This is a genomic window from Microbacterium tumbae, from assembly GCF_054780175.1.
Map to the genome: position 1 here is coordinate 967000 of NZ_BAAGWV010000001.1, position 16074 is coordinate 983073.

Sequence of the window (16074 nt, forward strand, 5' to 3'; positions counted from 1 at the left end):
GGTGAGAGACCGCGTGCCGTCCTGGTGAGCGCGCACGAGGGGCCGCACTCCACGGAGTGCGGCCCCTCGTCGTCGTGCGGTCTCAGCCGAGGAACTCGGCGAGGTCCTGCTCGAGGGCGAACTTCGGCTTGGCGCCGATGATCGTCTTGCGCTCCTCGCCGGCGGCGAAGACCTTCATCGCCGGAATCGAGGTGATCTGGTACTTCATCGCCAGCTCGGGGTTCTCGTCCACGTTGAGCTTGAGGATGGTGATCTTGTCGGCGTTCTCGGACTGGATCTGGTCCAGCACGGGAGCCACCATGCGACACGGGCCGCACCATTCGGCCCAGAAGTCGACCAGGATGGTGCCCTCGGCCTGCAGCACGTCCTGATCCCACGTCGCCTGGCTCGTCGCCTTAGCAGTCATCAGAAATCTCCTTGATTCTTCGGTGTCGCCTGCTACAACAGCGGGCGAGGGGAAAGTGTTCCGCCGACCTCAGGCCACGATGATCTCGGCAGCGGGCTCCTCCACCGAGGCGTCCTCGAGATCCGCGAGGAAGTGCTCGGCGTCGAGGGCGGCCACCGTGCCGGATCCCGCGGCCGTGATCGCCTGACGGTAGTGCGGGTCGATGACGTCGCCGGCGGCGAAGACCCCGGGGATCGAGGTCACCGAGCTGCGCCCGTCGACCCAGATCGTGCCCTCCGAGGTGAGCTTCAGCTTGTCGTGCACGAGGTGCGTGCGCGGGTCGTTGCCGATCGCGATGAACAGGCCGTCCAGCGGAAGGTCGCGCAGGGTGCCGTCCACCGTGGAGCGCAGCTGCACGCCGGTCACGCTGTCTCCGCCGAGGATCTCGGCGACCTCGCTGTTCCAGATGAACTCGATCTTCTCGTTCGCGAAGGCGCGCTCCTGCATGATCTTCGAGGCGCGGAGGGAGTCCTTGCGGTGGATGACGTAGACCTTGTCGGCGAAGCGCGTGAGGAAGGTCGCCTCCTCCATCGCCGAGTCGCCGCCGCCGACGACGGCGATCGCCTTCTCGCGGAAGAAGAACCCGTCGCAGGTGGCGCACCAGGAGACGCCGTACCCGGAGAGCCGCTCCTCGCCCTCGATGTGGAGCTTGCGGTAGGCGGAGCCGGTCGCGTAGATGAGGGTGCGCGACTCGTGCTCGGCCCCCGATCCCAGGACGACCTTCTTGACCGGCCCGTCGAGCTCCAGCGAGGTGACGTCGTCGTAGACGACCTCGGTGCCGAACTTCTCGGCCTGCTGCTGGAGCTTGGCCATGAGGTCCGGACCCTGGATGCCGTCGGGGAAGCCGGGGAAGTTCTCCACCTCCGTGGTGTTCATCAGCTCTCCGCCGACCTCCACGGAGCTCGCGATGAGGAGCGGGGCGAGGTTCGCCCGAGCCGCGTAGATGGCGGCTGTGAATCCGGCGGGACCGGAGCCGATGATGATGACCTGACGCATGTGCTCTCCGTCGATGGAAGGTGTACTCCTGCTCCAACAATGGTAGCCGCGAGGCATTCCCGCGGGCGGGACGTCGGCGGGTATCGTCTGTGGAGCGCGCATGCGCGCTGTCGGAGACGGACGCGACTGATCGGCCCCGAGCTCGTCGCCCGCCGTCTGGCCGAGGAATGGCTCGACGACCGTTTCGACCCCGCCAGCCCGTCCGATGCAAAGGCGCAGGCCATCGAGGACTTCGAGGAGAAAGCATGAATGGCAGGGAACAACCGGTCGACGTCGTCGTCGTCACGGGGTCCGCCAGCGGCATCGGCTACAGCGTCGCCCACCACTTCGCCGCCCGCGCCGCCCGCATCGTCGGCTTGGACCTGAGCGAACGCGTCGTCGAGCTGACCGCCGCCCTGCCGGGCGGCCCGCATCGCGGCATCGCCCGCGACCTCACCGCCCCCGCCGCCGCAGCGGAGATCGTCGCAGAGGTCGTCGAGGACATCGGCACCCCCACGGTGCTCGTCAACTCGGCCGGTGTCGCGCTCCTGGACCCTGCCGTCGATGTTCCCGCCGCACGCTGGCAGGCGACCCTCGACGTCAACCTCAGCGCCAGCTTCTACATGGCCCAAGCCGTGGGCCGCGTCATGACCGCAGCCGGCTACGGCCGCATCATCAACCTCGCGTCTCAGGCAGCGCTCATCGGCCTCGACCAGCACGCCGCCTACAGCGCGAGCAAAGCCGCGCTGATCGGGCTCACGAAGGTGCTCTCGAAGGAATGGGCGCCGCTCGGCGTGACCGTCAACTGCGTCTCGCCCACCGTGGTGGAGACCCCGCTCGGCAAAGCCGCCTGGGCGGGCGAGAAGGGTGAGCGGGCCAAGGCGGAGATCCCCGTCGGCCGCTTCGCGCAGCCCGAGGAGATCGCCACCCTGATCGCGTACCTCGCAAGCCCCGAGGCCGCGATGATCACCGGCGAGAACGTCGTCATAGACGGCGGCCGCACCACCGTCTAAGGTGCGTCCCCGTGCGGGGATCCGAGCGATCGCGCCCGAGTGATGAATCAGCGCCCTGGCAGCATCCTCCGAACCAGGACGGAGGCGACCTGCAGCTCCGGCGTCCGCAGCGCCCACAAGCACACGACGTAGACGAGCAGCACCGCAACGCCGATGATGCCGGCGCCCAGGGCGCCGAAGATCTTGTCCCCGACGGTCCAGCCGTCGATGCCGCCGAGCAGGAGGAACACGCCCCATCCGGCCGCCGCCGCCGGGATCGCGGCGAGCGTGAAGCGGCCGAGCGCCCGCATCCACCGTTCGGTCTCGAGCGATCCGAGCCGCCGGCGCAGCAGGACGGTCGCGACGATGGTCTGCACGGTTCCCGCGAGGGACTGACCGAGGGCGACGGCCGCCGCGAGGAGCGTGATCGGCAGGATCCCGGCGGCGGACAGGCCCCATGCCACGGTCGCCGTCGCCGCGACGAGCAGGCACTGGAACAGGGTGAAGAAGAACGGGGTGCGGGTGTCGCCGTAGGCGTAGAACGTCCGCTGGATGATGAAGAGGACCGCGAGCGAGAGGAGCCCGACGAGATAGCAGATCAGCACGACGGCCGCCTCGACGGCATCCGCGGCGGAGTTCGTGAAGATGCGGGACAGCGGGATGCAGGCGGCGGCCACGGCGGCCGTCGCCCCGAGCAGGAAGAAGCCGAGGGTGCGGATGCTGCGCGAGATGTCGGCGCGGACGTCGTCGTCGCGGCCGGCGCCGGCGTGCTCCGAGAGCTGGGTGAAGTACGGGGTGCCGATCGAGTGCACGATGATCGAGTACGGCAGCATGAAGATCAGCCAGGCGTTGTTCATCACCGTGACGGCCGCTCCTTCACCGGAGGCCTCGTTGGCGACCCAGTTCTGGTAGAAGCCCGCTGCCATGCTGGACAGCGCCATGAGCAGCGTCCAGCCCGCGACGCGGCCCACGTCGCCGAGGCCCACTCCGCGCCAGCGGAAGTCGACCTTCAGGGCGAGTCCGGTCCTGCGCCAGAACACGAGCAGGATGAGCGCCTGCACCGCGATGCCGGCGGTCGCGACGCCGCCGAGCCAGGCGACCATGTCGGGCGTCCAGTCGTCGAGATGCACGAGGTTCTCGCCGAAGATCGCGCCGATGATGAGGAAGCCTGCAATGGAGATGAGGTTGTTCGCGATCGGCGCCCAGGTGAACGGACCGAAGATGCGCCGGGCGTTCAGCGTCTCGCCGAGCAGTGAGTAGAGGCCGTAGAACAGGATCTGCGGCAGGCACCAGTACGCGAACGCGGTGGCGAGGGCCTGCTGGTCGATGTTCTCCGGCTTGAGCTGCAGCGAGACCAGCCAGGGCGCGGCCAGCATCGCTATGGCCGTGGCGCCGACGAGAACGACCGTGCCGAGCGTGAACAGCTTCGAGATGAAGGCGTTCCCGCCGTCCGCATGGCCGGACGCCTTGACGATCTGCGGCACGATCACCGCGGTCAGCACGCCGACCGAGATGAGGTTGAAGACGCTGTTGGGCAGCTGGTTGGCGACGGCGAACGCATCGGCCGCGGCGGACGCGTTCGACCCGATCACGCCGACGAGCACGATCGTGCGCAGCAGACCGGTCAGACGGGAGACGAGGGTGCCCGCGCCCAGGAGTGCGCTCGCGCGTCCGAGACTGCTCATCGTCCCCCCTCGTCGGCTGCCCCGGCGGGATCCGCCGTCCCGGCGTCCGATGTCATCGCCTCGCGATGTCTGCGGCGGACGGTGCGCACGACGCCGAATCCGAGCAGGAGCACGATCACCCCGCCCAGCACTCCCAGGCCGATGTTCTCCCACTCCGCCCGCACGGTGACCTCCGCGCTGCGCGACTGTCCGATCGGCACGCCCGTCGGGCTCGTCAGGCTGAAGCGCACGTCGAGCTCGCCGCTGGCGACGCGGGCCGCGACGGGCAGCTGCACGCGGGTGTTCCCCGAGGCCGTGGCCTCGACCTCGGTGTACGGCTCGATGTCGATGCGCGGGTCGGACGGCCGCACCTCCAGGGTCAGCCGCACCGGCCACGGCAGATCGTTGCGGATCCACACCGGCAGCGCCACGTTCGCGCTGATCAGCTGGATCGGCCCGGTGTACGCCTGGATGTCGACGGCGTCCAGCGTCGCGGCCGTCTCCGCGCGATGCGCGGTCACGGCGGGGGCGAAGTCCGATTCCGGCGTCCCCACGGCGAGCAGCCGCAGGATGCCGATCCGCTCCGGTGCGAGCAGGACCTGCGGGTCCGCGAGGATGGTGGCGAAGGCCTCCAGGCGGTCCTCGTCGTCCAGCAGCTGCGTCAGCCTGGCCGCCCGCGCATCGGAGGGCTCGGAGGTGAGCGTGGCTCGCCCGGGGGCGGTCGCTCCCAGCGAGGTCAGCGTTCCCGGGCCTGCGGTGTCGATCACCTCGCGAAGCGCGTCGGCGGTCCGGGTCTCGTCCCGGTCCAGCCCGATGAGGATCCCGGACTCCGGAGTCCCGGCGAAGTGCAGGGCGGCGGTCGCCTCGGCCAGGATCCCCGCCCGCGCCGCAGGCGACGTGGCGGCGATCGCCGAGGAGAGCAGATCGGACAGCGCGCTGTCGGCGACGAGCACGCGGGAGTCGCCGATGCGGGCGTTCGCACCCGTGCTGTCGGCGGAGGCGGACGGCAGCACCGTGACCGTCTCCTCGCCCAGGTAGCCGGAGAACGCGGCGAGGTCCTCCGCGGACACGTCCCCTCGAGGCCAGAGGACGCCGGGGAGCTCACCGGCGACGGCGGTGAGCTCGGAGACGGAGGGCAGGGTCGGCTCGGCGTCCGCCGGGGTGGGCGAGGGCGTCGGCTCATCCTCGGGCGCGAGGGCGGTGGCATCGAGGAACACGTCCAGCGTGGTCGGCTTGAGCAGGCCCGTGAGTCCGGCCTGTGCCTGCGTCGTGGCATCCGCGTCGGCGAACTGGAGCGCGAAGACCTCGTTCGACAGGGTCTCCAGCCGGCTCAGCCATTCGACGGCGGATGCGGGAGCCGACGTCCCGAGCACGCGGATGGCCGCGACGATAGCCGGATCCACTGCGATGACCGCCGCCGTGCCGGCGACGCCGTCGAGCTGCGCGGTCAGGGCGCCGTCGGCGGCGGTGAGGGCGGTGAGCTCGTCGGAGCTGAGCAGATCGCCGGACGCCGGCGTCGCGGTGATCGGGACGAGGAGGGCGACCCGGGGCGCGGCATCCGATCGGATCGTCAGCACGGAGCGGACCGAGATGTTCCAGGCGGTGCCGCTTCCCGCGCTCTCCGCCCCGGCGAGCGTCGCACGCACGGGGTAGACGCCGGGGGCCAGCCCCTGCAGCAGCTCCGCCGTGACGAAGACGGGCGCCTCGATCGCCGTCTCGGCGGCGATGACGGCGGTCGGAGCGGAGTAGACGGCCGTGAACGTCCCCGCGGCGTCACCGGTGTTGATCCACGCGGAGACCGCGTCCTGATCGGCCAGAGCGGCGCGGGAGAGCTCCAGCGAGATCTGCCCGGCCGTGAGCTCCTCGGCGACGCCGTTCTCGACCGTGATGGCGCCGGACAGCGGGGCATCGGCGGACGCGGCTCCGCGGTCGCCGAGATCGACAGCGATCTCGACGGTGCCGTCCTTCTGCTCCTCCTCGTCGACGACGGAGGCGGAAGCGGGTGCCGCGATCCCGGCGAGCAGCGTGGCCAGGATGCCGACGACGAGCGCCGCGAGCACGCGGGCACGGGGGCTCCTGCGCACGCGCGGGACGGTTCGGGGGATGATCACGGTCTTCGGGTCTTCCTCGAACGCCGCGAAGCGAGCGGTTCGTGAGTACGGACCTTGTGATTCTAGGCGGGGTGACGGAGCCCAGCCTGAAGGCGCGTAGAGTGACGGCCGTGTCCGACACCCCCGCGTCCGCGCCCGATCCGCACCTGACCGCCGCTCTCGCGGCCGATCTCGATGCCGCCGACTTCCGCTCGGAGCCGCTGCGGCGGCTCTGGGGAGAGGAGGCGGACGACGCTCTCGGCAGAGGGATGCGGACGCCGATCCTGCGTGCGATCGACGGAGATGCGGGGCCGCTCGCGACGCTCGGACGCCTGCTCGTCCTCGGGATGCCTCAGCCGAGGTCCTTCGTCGATGCGGCGCTCCCGCGCCTCACTGCCGCCGGTCTGGCGGGTCTCGGGCTGGCGGCTGTCGACGCCGACGAGGTGCGTCCGCTGGCGCTGCTGCGGCCGCAGTCCTTCGTCGACGCCGACGGTGTCGGGGAGTGGTGGATCGCCAGCGACCTGGACGAGGTGGCGCTCGGGGGACCCTTGCCCGCCGATCACGTGCTGGGTGTGGGCGGCGCTTCGCGGACGCTCGCGGAGCTCGTCGTGCCCGCCCCCGTCGCGCGCGCGCTGGACCTCGGCACCGGCTGCGGCATCCAGGCTCTGCTCGTCGCCCGGCACGCCGGCGCGGTGGTGGCGACGGACATCTCGGCGAGAGCGCTGGCGTTCGCGAGGCTGAACGCCCGGCTGAACGGCGTCGGGAACGTGGAGTTCCGGCTGGGGAGCATGTTCGAGCCCGTCGCGGAGGAGGCCTTCGATCTGATCGTCTCCAACCCGCCCTTCGTCATCACGCCGCGGGGGGAGGACGTGCCCGCTTACGAGTATCGCGACGGCGGGCTCGTCGGCGACGCGCTCGTGGAGCAGTTCCTGACCACGGCGCCCGCTCATCTCGCCCCTGGCGGCGTCGCCCAGCTGCTGGGCAACTGGGAGTCGCGCGCGCAGGCGGGCCTTGATCGCGTGCGCTCCTGGGTCGCTGACGACCTGGACGCGTGGATCGTCGAGCGCGAGGAGCTCACGCCGCTCGGCTATGCGGAGCTGTGGATCCGCGACGGCGGGACGACGCCGAGGGATGCCGCCTTCGCCGTGCTGCTGGAGGCGTGGCTCGACGACTTCGCCGCGCGCGGCGTGACCGCGATCGGATTCGGATACGTCCTGCTGCGGCGACCGGAGACGTCGTCCGGCGCCGGAGCACGGCTGCGCCGGTTCGAGCGTGTCGCGCAGCCGATCTCGCAGCCGGGACGCGCCCTTCAGGGCGGGCTGGCGGCGTACGACGCGCTCGCGGACGGCATCCCGTCGACGCTCTTCGTCGCCGGCGATGTGACCGAGGCCAGGCATCTGATGCCCGGCGAGGACGATCCGAGCGTGATCGAGCTGCGTCAGGGCGGCGGCTTCGGGCGGACGGTGGGCGTGGATCCCGCGCTCGCCGCCTTCGTCGGCGCCTGCGACGGAGAGCTGACGGTGGCGCAGATCGCCGCCGCGCTCGCCGACCTGTTCGAGGTCCCGCTGGCGGAGCTCTGGGCGGATCTCGAACCCCGCATCCGGCAGCTGGTGCTCGACGGGTTCCTGCACGGCTGAGGGTCTTCCGGAACTTCGCCCGATGGGGAGGACTTCGCACGATCCGGAGGAGCGGATGCCGAAGCCGGATCCTCCGCTTCGGGTGTTCTCCTCCCGTCCGGTCGGTGGTCTGAGCGGAGACGACGGCGCGCGGCCGGAGGAATATCCCGGCATCCATGCGGTTGAATGAAACCATGAAGGCTTTCGGATTCCTCTCGTTCGGGCACTACGCCCCTGTGCCCGGTTCGGCGACCCGCACCGCGGGCGACATGCTGCACCAGACCATCGATCTGGCGGTGGGCGCGGACGAGATCGGGGTCAACGGGGCCTACGTGCGCGTGCATCATTTCGCGCGTCAGGCGGCGTCGCCCATGCCGCTGCTGGCCGCGATGGCGGCGAAGACGCAGCGCATCGAGGTGGGCACCGGAGTCATCGACATGCGGTACGAGAACCCGCTGCAGTTCGCCGAGGAGGCGGCGGCGCTCGACCTCATCGCGCGCGGCCGGATCGCGCTCGGCGTCAGCCGCGGCTCACCCGAGACCGCGCTGCGGGGCTACGAGGCGTTCGGCTATCTCGGCAGCGAGGACCCGCGCGGCGCCGACCTCGCCAAGGACAAGTTCGAGCTCTTCCTCGAGGCGATCGACGGGGCGGGCGTCGCCGAGGGCGACCCCCGCCAGGTGGGCCCGAACCACTACCTCGCCGTCGAGCCGCGCTCCGCGACCCTGCGCGATCACATCTGGTGGGGCTCCGGTTCCCGGGCGACGGCGGAGGACACCGGCAGGCGCGGACTGAACCTGATGAGCTCCACGCTGCTCACCGAGGCGACCGGCGTCCCCTTCCATCAGCTCCAGCGCGAGCAGATCGACCTGTATCGCTCCGCCTACAAGGAGGCCGGCCACACCGGAACGCCTCGGGTCTCGGTGAGCCGCAGCGTCTTCCCGCTGGTGAACGACATGGACAGGGCGTACTTCGGCCTGCGCAGCGAGGAGAACCACGACCAGGTGGGCATCATCGACGGCTTCCGCTCCACGTTCGGGAAGACCTATGCGGCCGAGCCCGACGTGCTCATCTCGCAGCTCAGGCAGGACGAGGCCGTCATGGCCGCGGACACGCTCATGCTGACCATCCCGAACCAGCTGGGCCCGGAGTACAACCTCCACGTGCTGGAGTCCTTCGCGAAGCACGTGGCCCCCGCGCTCGGCTGGAAGCCGAACACCGAGGGGCCGGTGCAGGGCGATCCTGCCTGAGCGATCAGTCTGCGCCCGGAAAGCGGCCGCGGGATCACCGGCCGGCCGACGGCGCCTCCGCGTCATCGATCGCCGGCGACTCGCGATTGCGCACGACGATCTCCCTGGCGGTGGCGGACGCGGCGTCCCCGTCGCGGCGCTGGATATGGTGCGCGAGGTCGACGTGCAGCTGCCGGTCCACCTCGTTGACCGGCAGCTGGACGAGGTGGTGAAGCGCGCGTTCGCGCAGCGCCTCCGCCACGACGTCGGAGAGCCGCGCGAACAGCGGATTCCCCGAGGCCTGCATCACGAGACGGTGGAACTCGGTGTCGTGCGTCACGAAGGTCCGCTGATCGCCGCCGGCCCAGAGCTCGCCGGCGGTGCGCATGATCCTGCCGACCGTCTCGGGGTCGCCCCGCTCGGCGGCGAGGCGTGCGGCCTCCGGCTCGATCGCGATGCGGATCTCGAGGAGCGACTGCACGAGGCGGTCGTGGTCGGGGGTCCGCAGACGCCAGCGGATCACCTGCGCGTCGAGGTGGTTCCACTCGCTCTCGGGGAGGACCTGGAAGCCGATCCGCTGACGGGCTCTGAGCAGGCCCAGGGAGACGAGCACGCGCGTGGACTCGCGGACCGTGCTGTGCGAGGCGCCGATGGCCGCCCCCAGCTCCTCCGCGGAGATCACCGTGCCCTCGGAGAGCACGCCGCCGCAGATGGCAGAGCCCAGCTGATCCTGGACCTGCTGATATCTGCTGCCGCCGCGCGCGCCCGCCGGCCCGTGCTTGGTGACGGGCGTCAGACCGGGGATCGTGCTCATCCGGCAATCCTAGGCATCGTCGTCATCGCAGGATCCCGGTCGGGGAGACGACCAGCTCGTCCACGCGCACATGCGGCGGTGCGTCCAGGATGAACTGCACGGCCGCGCCGACGTCGTCGGGGGTGAGCATGTACTCGCGCGCGGCGGCGTCCGGGACGCTCGGACGCATCTGGAGGAAGTCGGTGTCGACGTCGCCCGGGCAGATGTTGGAGGCGCGGATGCCGTTCTGCCCCTCCTGGGCGTTGAGCGTCCTGCAGAGCGAGGACACCGCGGTCTTCGAGGCGCTGTAGGCCACCCCCGCGTCGGGGGAGAACTGCCACCCCGAGAAGGAGGAGATGACCACGATCGTTCCTCGGCCGACCGCGCGCATGTCCGGAAGGACGGCATCGACCGCGCGCGCGACGGCGACGAGGTTGGTCTCGGTGACCGCGGCGAACTCCGCGATGCTCTGATCGCGCCAGTAGCGCCGTGGCGTGTTGAGGCCGGCGGCGTAGACGAGGTCCGTCGTCGGACCCCAGGCCGCGGCGATCTCGGCGTGGGCGCTGCCCACCTCCTCGGTGGAGGCGACGTCCAGCGGGAGCGGCAGGCACGAGCCCCCGGACTCTTCGATCTCCTCCGCGAGACGTCGGAGCTCGTCGGACCGGCGGCCGCTCACCGCCACCCGATAGCCGCTCCGTGCGGCCGAAAGCGCCGCGGAGCGCCCCATGCCGCTGCTCGCACCGATGACCCACAGCGTCCTGCCGCCGCCGGCACCCTCGTCCTCCGCCACCTTCGCCCCTTCGCGTCTGCCGTCTCGGCAGTTTTAAATATGGGAAATTACACTTCGATCTGATTGTAATATGTTTTTATCCTCATCACCTACGAGCGGAGATTCCGTGCTGCTGGATCTTTCGGACAGGGTCGTCGTCGTCACCGGCGCGGCCAGGGGCATCGGCCGAGCGCTGGCGGAGGCCTTCCTCGCCGAGGGGTCGACCGTCGTCGCCCTCGACCTCCCTGGTGAGGAGCTCTTCTCCTTCGGTCCGCATGTCGCCGACGGCGGGGGCACGGCCCTGTACCACCCGTGCGACGTCAGCGACTCGGCGCAGATCGATACGGCGATCGGCGCCGTCGTCGGCAGGCTCGGTCGCATCGACGTGCTCGTGAACAATGCCGGCGTGAACGCGCTCGGCCTGGTAGAGGAGATCAGGGACGATCTCTGGGACCGCTGCTTCGACGTCAACGTCGGAGGGGTCTTCCGGATGTGCCGCGCGGTGGTCCCGCACATGAAGGCCCGCAGATCGGGGCGCATCATCAATGCGGCGTCGTTCGCGGCGATCGTGCCCAGCGTCGGGGCGAGCGCCTATGCCGCATCCAAGGCCGCGGTGGTGCAGTTCACCCGCACGCTGGCCGGGGAGCTCGGCCCCTGGGGCATCACCGCGAACTCCTACGCGCCCGGCATGGTCCCCACCGCGATCAACGGCTTCACGTCGATGCCGCAGCAGGCTCAGGAGGAACTGCTCGACACGCTGACGCTGCGGCGCTGGGAGACTCCGGAGGACGTCGCGCGGCTGGTCTGCTTCCTCGCGAGCGATGCCGCCGCGTACATCACCGGAACGCTGGTCGACGTCAGCGGCGGCAAGCTCGCCACCCAGATCCCCTCCCGCGCCTACGCGGGAGGGTGATCAGGAAATACCGCGCCGGGGGCGCGCCCGACGGGCCTCGCCGGACACGGTCCAGGCCGGGACCTCGCCGACCGGGCAGGACCGCACCGCCCGATCGCTCAATCGGCCCGCTGCTTCTCCGGCACGGGCCGCGGACGCAGCCAGGGGCCGAACAGCCGGGTGAGCAGCGGCATGACGACGAAGCTCAGCAGTGACACGAGGACGACCGTGAGGATGAGCGTCATCAGCGGCGTGGGCAGCCCGATGATGAGCGGACCGACGGCGAAGAGCAGCAGCGTGATGATGGGATAGACGCCGATCCACGTGACGATCGCCATCTTCCAGCGCGGCGGGGTCACTTCGTATACGCCCCGTTCGCGATGTCCTCGAGCAGCGTCGGACCTGCGGGGTTCCAGCCGTAGGCGGATCGCGTCGCCTCGCTCGACGCGGTCATGTCCGCGGAGAAGAACCTCCCGATGAAGCCGAAGTGCTCGACGGCGTCCGAGGGGTCGATCGAGGTGGTCCTGAGCCCCAGGGCCTCGGCGACGGCCTCGGCGATCCGCCGGGTGGAGACGCCTTCCTCCGCGACCGCGTGCAGTCGTGCTCCCGCCGGCGCCTGTTCGATCGCGAGTCGGGCGAGCCGTCCGGCGTCGCTGCGGTGCACGGCGGCCCAGCCGTTCGACCCGTCGCCCACGTACCCGGATACGCCCGTGCGCCGGGCGGCCTGGACGATCTGCGCGATGAAGCCGTGATCGCCCTGTCCGTGCACGGTCGGAGCGAAGCGGAGCGCGATGCTCCGGACGCCGCGCGGCACGTAGTCGAAGGCCAGGTTCTCGCTGCCGCCGCGAAGGGAATCGGGGCCGACGGCAGGACTGGGGTCGCTCTCGAGCGCGGGCCGGCCGGTGTCGGGCCGGAGCAGCCCCGAGGCGAGGGCGAGCGGCTTCCCGCTCCCCGCCAGCGCCTCCGCGAGGGTCTGCACCGCGGTGCGCTCCGCGCGGTTCGACTCGCCCGGGTCGGCCCAGTCGTGCTTGTTGGCGAGATGGAGGACCGCGTCCGCCTCCTGGGCGCCGCTGCGCAGCGAGTCCAGATCGTCCAGGTCGCCGCGGCGCACCTCGGCGCCGCGGGCGCGGAGAGCGGATGCCGAGGCCTCACTGCGGGCCAGGCCCAGGACCTCGTGTCCTGCGGAGAGGAGCTCGCCGACGGCGGCGGAGCCGATCCAGCCGCTGGCGCCGGTAACGAAGATACGCATGTTCATGACCTTTCATGTCAGAGTCTGACATCAGAGTATCACAGCGATGTCAGACTCTGACATCGCTAGCATGGGGACATGACCCGATGGCCGGCAGATACGCAGGAGCGCCTCAAGAGGACCGCCATCGACCTGTTCTCCTCCCGGGGATTCGACGCCGTGACGGTGGCGGAGATCGCCGAGGCGGCCGGGGTGACGGAGCGTACGTTCTTTCGCTACTTCGGCGACAAGCGCGAAGTCCTGTTCACCGACCAGAACGCGTACAACGCCCTGTTCCTCGACGCCCTGGCGGATGCCGATGCCACGTCGCCGCTGGCGCTCGTCGAGGCCGCGCTGCGCGGCGGGGGGACGTTCTTCCCCGAGCAGCGGCGTCCGATGTCGCGTGCGCGCCAGAAGGTCATCGATTCCAGCACCGCGCTCCTGGAGCGCGACTCCCTCAAGCGCGGCGCGCTCGTCGATGCGCTGACCACGGCCCTGGTGACCAGAGGCGTGCCTCCGGTCGCGGCCTCGCTCGCTGCCCAGAGCGGCTCCGCCGTGTTCCACGTGGCCTTCACCGCCTGGGTCTCGGAGGGAGAGGACCGGTCCTTCATCGAGCTCCTCGACGATGCGCTCGCCGCGCTGAGGAGCCTGCTCGCCTGACGTCGTCTCACGCCCGGTCGCTGTCAATCCGGCGGCTCGGATCGCACGGGGAGGGACGGCTCGAAGGATCCCGCATCGATGCGCCGCCGCGCCGGGAAGCGCGTCGGGCTGTGAGATCCCCTCGAGCGCTGAGCCCGGCGCGTCTCAGAGCGCCCGATTCAGCGGATGGCGTCTCTCAGCTCGCCCGGATCAGAGCGTCGCATCGATGCGGGCCCGCTCCTCTTCCGTGAGCACGAGCTCCCGTGCGGCGGCGGAGTCGACGATCGTCGCCGGACGGGTGGAGCCGGCGATCGGCACGATGACCGGTGACAGACCGAGGAGCCAGGCGAGCGCGACGCGGCGGGCGCTCGCCTCGCGCTCCCGGGCGATCTCCGCGAACACGGCGAGCGCCCGGTCTGCCGAGCCGTCGGCCGGGGCGCCGCCGGGCGAGTAGGCCAGGAAGAGTCCGCCGTGGCGTTCGAGGTCGGCGGCGACGTCGATGCTGGAGCGGTCGAAGGGCGACATCCGGTTCTGCACCGCGTCGATTCTCGTGACCGCTCGGGCCCTGGCGAGCTGAGCGACGTCGAAGTTCGAGACTCCGACGTGCTCGACCTTGCCCGCTTCGCGCAGCTCGGCGATCGCCCCGACGCTCTCCTCGAGGGGCACGTCCGTATCGATGTGGTGCAGCGAGTAGAGGTGCACGCTGTCCATCCCGACGGCCCGCAGCGTGGTGTCGAGATTCCGGCGGATCGTCTCCGGGCGCCCGTCGACCGGGAAGCCGGTGGCGTCGCGATAGTGGCCTCCCTTGGCGGACACCACCGGGTCCGCATCCGCCCCTGCGCGCCGGAGGGCCTCGCCGACGAGCTCGTCGCTGTGGGCAGGCCGGTCGGCGGTCGTGTAGGCCAGCGCGGTGTCGAAGAGCGTGACACCGGCCTCGAGTGCCGCCGCAGCGGCCTCCAGCGAGCGCTCGTCGTCGCGGTCCTCGGCGAACGACCAGCCGGCCGTGCCGATCGCGATCGGACCGATCCTGTGCTCGCCGAGCAGGCGATCGGGGTGCACGTTCGGGGGTGAGGAGGTCGTCACGTCGTCTCCTTCGGACATCGTCGGCCGGGAGAATCCCGGTGCTGAAACGTTACATCACCCCGTGTGGCCGCGCGATCGCCGCACGGCGCGACGGTCCGCCGGGGATCCCCGGCTGCCGTCACCGGATCGAGGGGCCGAGCGGGCTCCATTACGCTGGAGACCATGCTGAACATGGCCGAGGGGATCGCTCGTCTGGGCACTCTCGCCGAGGGTCCGGTCGTCGCCGCGCTCGCCGCGGCCTTCGCGGATGCCGGCCATGAGCTCGCGGTCGTCGGCGGTCCCGTGCGCGACGCCCTGCTGGGGCGTCCCATCCACGATCTCGACTTCACGACGGACGCCTCGCCGGACGAGATCCTCGCGCTCGTGAAGCCGATCTCGACCGCGCAGTGGGACATCGGCCGCGCCTTCGGGACGATCGGCGCCCGCGTGCGGGGCGAGCAGGTCGAGATCACGACATATCGGGCCGACAGCTACGACGGCGTCACCCGCAAGCCCACCGTCGAGTTCGGGGACGCCATCGACGGCGACCTCGTGCGCCGCGACTTCACCGTGAACGCGATGGCCCTGCAGGTGGCTCCGCCGGCGCAGCGGGCGGGATCGACGGCGGGGCCGAGGCTCGTCGATCCGACCGGCGGCGTGGAGGATCTCGTGGCCGGTGTCCTGCGCACTCCGAGCGATCCGCAGGTGTCCTTCGGAGACGATCCGCTGCGGATGCTCAGGGCGGCCCGCTTCAGCGCGCAACTGGGCTTCGGCATCGACCCGGCCACCGAGCAGGCGATCGCCGAGCTGCGCGGGACGCTGAGCATCGTGAGCCCCGAACGGGTGCAGGGCGAGCTCGTCCGGCTCATGCAGACGGAGGACCCGGTGCGCGGCATCCGCGTGCTCGTCGACACCGGGCTCGGCGAGGAGTTCCTCCCGGAGGTGAGCGCGCTGCGGCTCGAGGTGGACGAGCACCACCATCACAAGGACGTCTACGAGCACTCCCTCACCGTGCTGCAGCAGGCGATCGAGCTCGAGCACGTCCGTCACCCCGGGGCCGCCCCCGACGTGCCTCTGCGCATCGCCGCCCTTCTGCACGACATCGGCAAACCCCGCACCCGCAAGCTGGAGTCCGGCGGCGTGGTGACGTTCCACCACCACGACGTGGTCGGCTCGCGCATGGCGCGCAGGCGACTGCAGGCGCTGCGGTTCGACGGCGAGACGACGGATGCCGTGGCGAAGCTCATCGAGCTCCACCTGCGCTTCTTCGGATACGCGGAGGGCGCCTGGACCGACTCGGCTGTACGGCGCTACGTCAGGGATGCCGGCGAGGCGCTGGAGCGTCTGCACATCCTCACCCGTGCCGACGTCACGACGCGCAATCGCCGCAAGGCCGCACGCCTGGCGGCGGCGTACGACGACATCGAGCGCCGGATCGACGAGCTGTCCGCGCAGGAGGAGCTCGACGCGATCCGTCCGGAGCTCGACGGCAACCGCATCCAGGAGATCCTGGGCATCCGGCCGGGCCGCGAGGTCGGCGAGGCCTACCGGTTCCTGCTGGATCTGCGCCTCGACGAGGGGGTCATCGGCCCGGAGGCTGCGGAGCTTCGACTCCGGGAATGGTGGGCGGCGCGTTCCGCATCCTGAGCATGCGGCTCCGCCGAGCGTGCCGAACTCCTGCAG

15 protein-coding genes are annotated in these 16074 nt (G+C 70.8%); 6 read left to right on the plus strand and 9 right to left on the minus strand.

Features of this window, described 5'->3' with window-relative positions; translation table 11 throughout:
- Positions 1–82: 82 nt before the first annotated feature.
- On the minus strand, positions 83–406 hold the full coding sequence (gene trxA, locus ACYVGQ_RS04460) for a thioredoxin (protein WP_460783325.1): 324 nt from the start codon (positions 404–406) through the stop codon (positions 83–85).
- 69 nt (positions 407–475) lie between these two features.
- Complete coding sequence (trxB, locus tag ACYVGQ_RS04465) at positions 476–1441, minus strand: thioredoxin-disulfide reductase (protein WP_460783326.1); 966 nt, start codon at positions 1439–1441, stop codon at positions 476–478.
- A 245-nt stretch (positions 1442–1686) separates the two neighbouring features.
- On the opposite strand from trxB, the gene ACYVGQ_RS04470 reads away from it, so the two are divergent.
- Complete coding sequence (locus tag ACYVGQ_RS04470) at positions 1687–2433, plus strand: GolD/DthD family dehydrogenase (RefSeq protein ID WP_460783327.1); 747 nt, start codon at positions 1687–1689, stop codon at positions 2431–2433.
- A gap of 47 nt (positions 2434–2480) precedes the next feature.
- Here ACYVGQ_RS04470 and murJ read toward each other — a convergent pair whose 3' ends face one another.
- Both murJ and ACYVGQ_RS04480 read right to left on the minus strand, forming a co-directional pair.
- Complete coding sequence (gene murJ / locus ACYVGQ_RS04475) at positions 2481–4097, minus strand: murein biosynthesis integral membrane protein MurJ (RefSeq protein ID WP_460783328.1); 1617 nt, start codon at positions 4095–4097, stop codon at positions 2481–2483.
- A complete protein-coding gene (locus ACYVGQ_RS04480) occupies positions 4094–6187 on the minus strand; it encodes a DUF6049 family protein (protein WP_460783329.1) in 2094 nt (697 codons plus the stop codon). The genes murJ and ACYVGQ_RS04480 overlap by 4 nt, the downstream gene beginning before the upstream one ends.
- Before the next feature lie 101 nt (positions 6188–6288).
- Here ACYVGQ_RS04480 and ACYVGQ_RS04485 point away from each other — a divergent pair, with 101 nt between their 5' ends.
- Both ACYVGQ_RS04485 and ACYVGQ_RS04490 read left to right on the plus strand, forming a co-directional pair.
- A complete protein-coding gene (locus tag ACYVGQ_RS04485) occupies positions 6289–7803 on the plus strand; it encodes a class I SAM-dependent methyltransferase (protein ID WP_460783330.1) in 1515 nt (504 codons plus the stop codon).
- 173 nt (positions 7804–7976) lie between these two features.
- A complete protein-coding gene (locus ACYVGQ_RS04490; protein WP_460783331.1) occupies positions 7977–9029 on the plus strand; it encodes an LLM class flavin-dependent oxidoreductase in 1053 nt (350 codons plus the stop codon).
- A gap of 34 nt (positions 9030–9063) precedes the next feature.
- Here ACYVGQ_RS04490 and ACYVGQ_RS04495 read toward each other — a convergent pair whose 3' ends face one another.
- Both ACYVGQ_RS04495 and ACYVGQ_RS04500 read right to left on the minus strand, forming a co-directional pair.
- Complete coding sequence (locus tag ACYVGQ_RS04495; RefSeq protein WP_460783332.1) at positions 9064–9822, minus strand: FadR/GntR family transcriptional regulator; 759 nt, start codon at positions 9820–9822, stop codon at positions 9064–9066.
- Between the two features lie 22 nt (positions 9823–9844).
- A complete protein-coding gene (locus ACYVGQ_RS04500) occupies positions 9845–10591 on the minus strand; it encodes an SDR family oxidoreductase (protein ID WP_460783333.1) in 747 nt (248 codons plus the stop codon).
- A gap of 106 nt (positions 10592–10697) precedes the next feature.
- Between ACYVGQ_RS04500 and ACYVGQ_RS04505 the strand changes: the two genes are divergently transcribed.
- A complete protein-coding gene (locus tag ACYVGQ_RS04505; RefSeq protein ID WP_460783335.1) occupies positions 10698–11483 on the plus strand; it encodes an SDR family NAD(P)-dependent oxidoreductase in 786 nt (261 codons plus the stop codon).
- Positions 11484–11581: 98 nt separating this feature from the next.
- Here ACYVGQ_RS04505 and ACYVGQ_RS04510 read toward each other — a convergent pair whose 3' ends face one another.
- The gene (locus ACYVGQ_RS04510; protein ID WP_460783336.1) at positions 11582–11821 is read right to left on the minus strand and encodes a hypothetical protein; all 240 of its coding nucleotides are present in this window, start codon (positions 11819–11821) and stop codon (positions 11582–11584) included.
- Positions 11818–12711, minus strand: coding sequence for an SDR family oxidoreductase (locus ACYVGQ_RS04515; RefSeq protein WP_460783337.1), 894 nt, complete (start codon positions 12709–12711; stop codon positions 11818–11820). Before ACYVGQ_RS04515 ends, ACYVGQ_RS04510 begins: the two co-directional genes overlap by 4 nt.
- A gap of 78 nt (positions 12712–12789) precedes the next feature.
- Between ACYVGQ_RS04515 and ACYVGQ_RS04520 the strand changes: the two genes are divergently transcribed.
- Positions 12790–13350 (plus strand): TetR family transcriptional regulator, encoded by a 561-nt coding sequence (locus ACYVGQ_RS04520; protein WP_460783339.1) that lies wholly within the window; start codon positions 12790–12792, stop codon positions 13348–13350.
- 189 nt (positions 13351–13539) lie between these two features.
- Here ACYVGQ_RS04520 and ACYVGQ_RS04525 read toward each other — a convergent pair whose 3' ends face one another.
- The gene (locus ACYVGQ_RS04525; RefSeq protein ID WP_460783340.1) at positions 13540–14412 is read right to left on the minus strand and encodes an aldo/keto reductase; all 873 of its coding nucleotides are present in this window, start codon (positions 14410–14412) and stop codon (positions 13540–13542) included.
- A 162-nt stretch (positions 14413–14574) separates the two neighbouring features.
- Here ACYVGQ_RS04525 and ACYVGQ_RS04530 point away from each other — a divergent pair, with 162 nt between their 5' ends.
- Positions 14575–16038, plus strand: coding sequence for a CCA tRNA nucleotidyltransferase (locus tag ACYVGQ_RS04530; RefSeq protein ID WP_460783341.1), 1464 nt, complete (start codon positions 14575–14577; stop codon positions 16036–16038).
- Positions 16039–16074 lie beyond the last annotated feature (36 nt).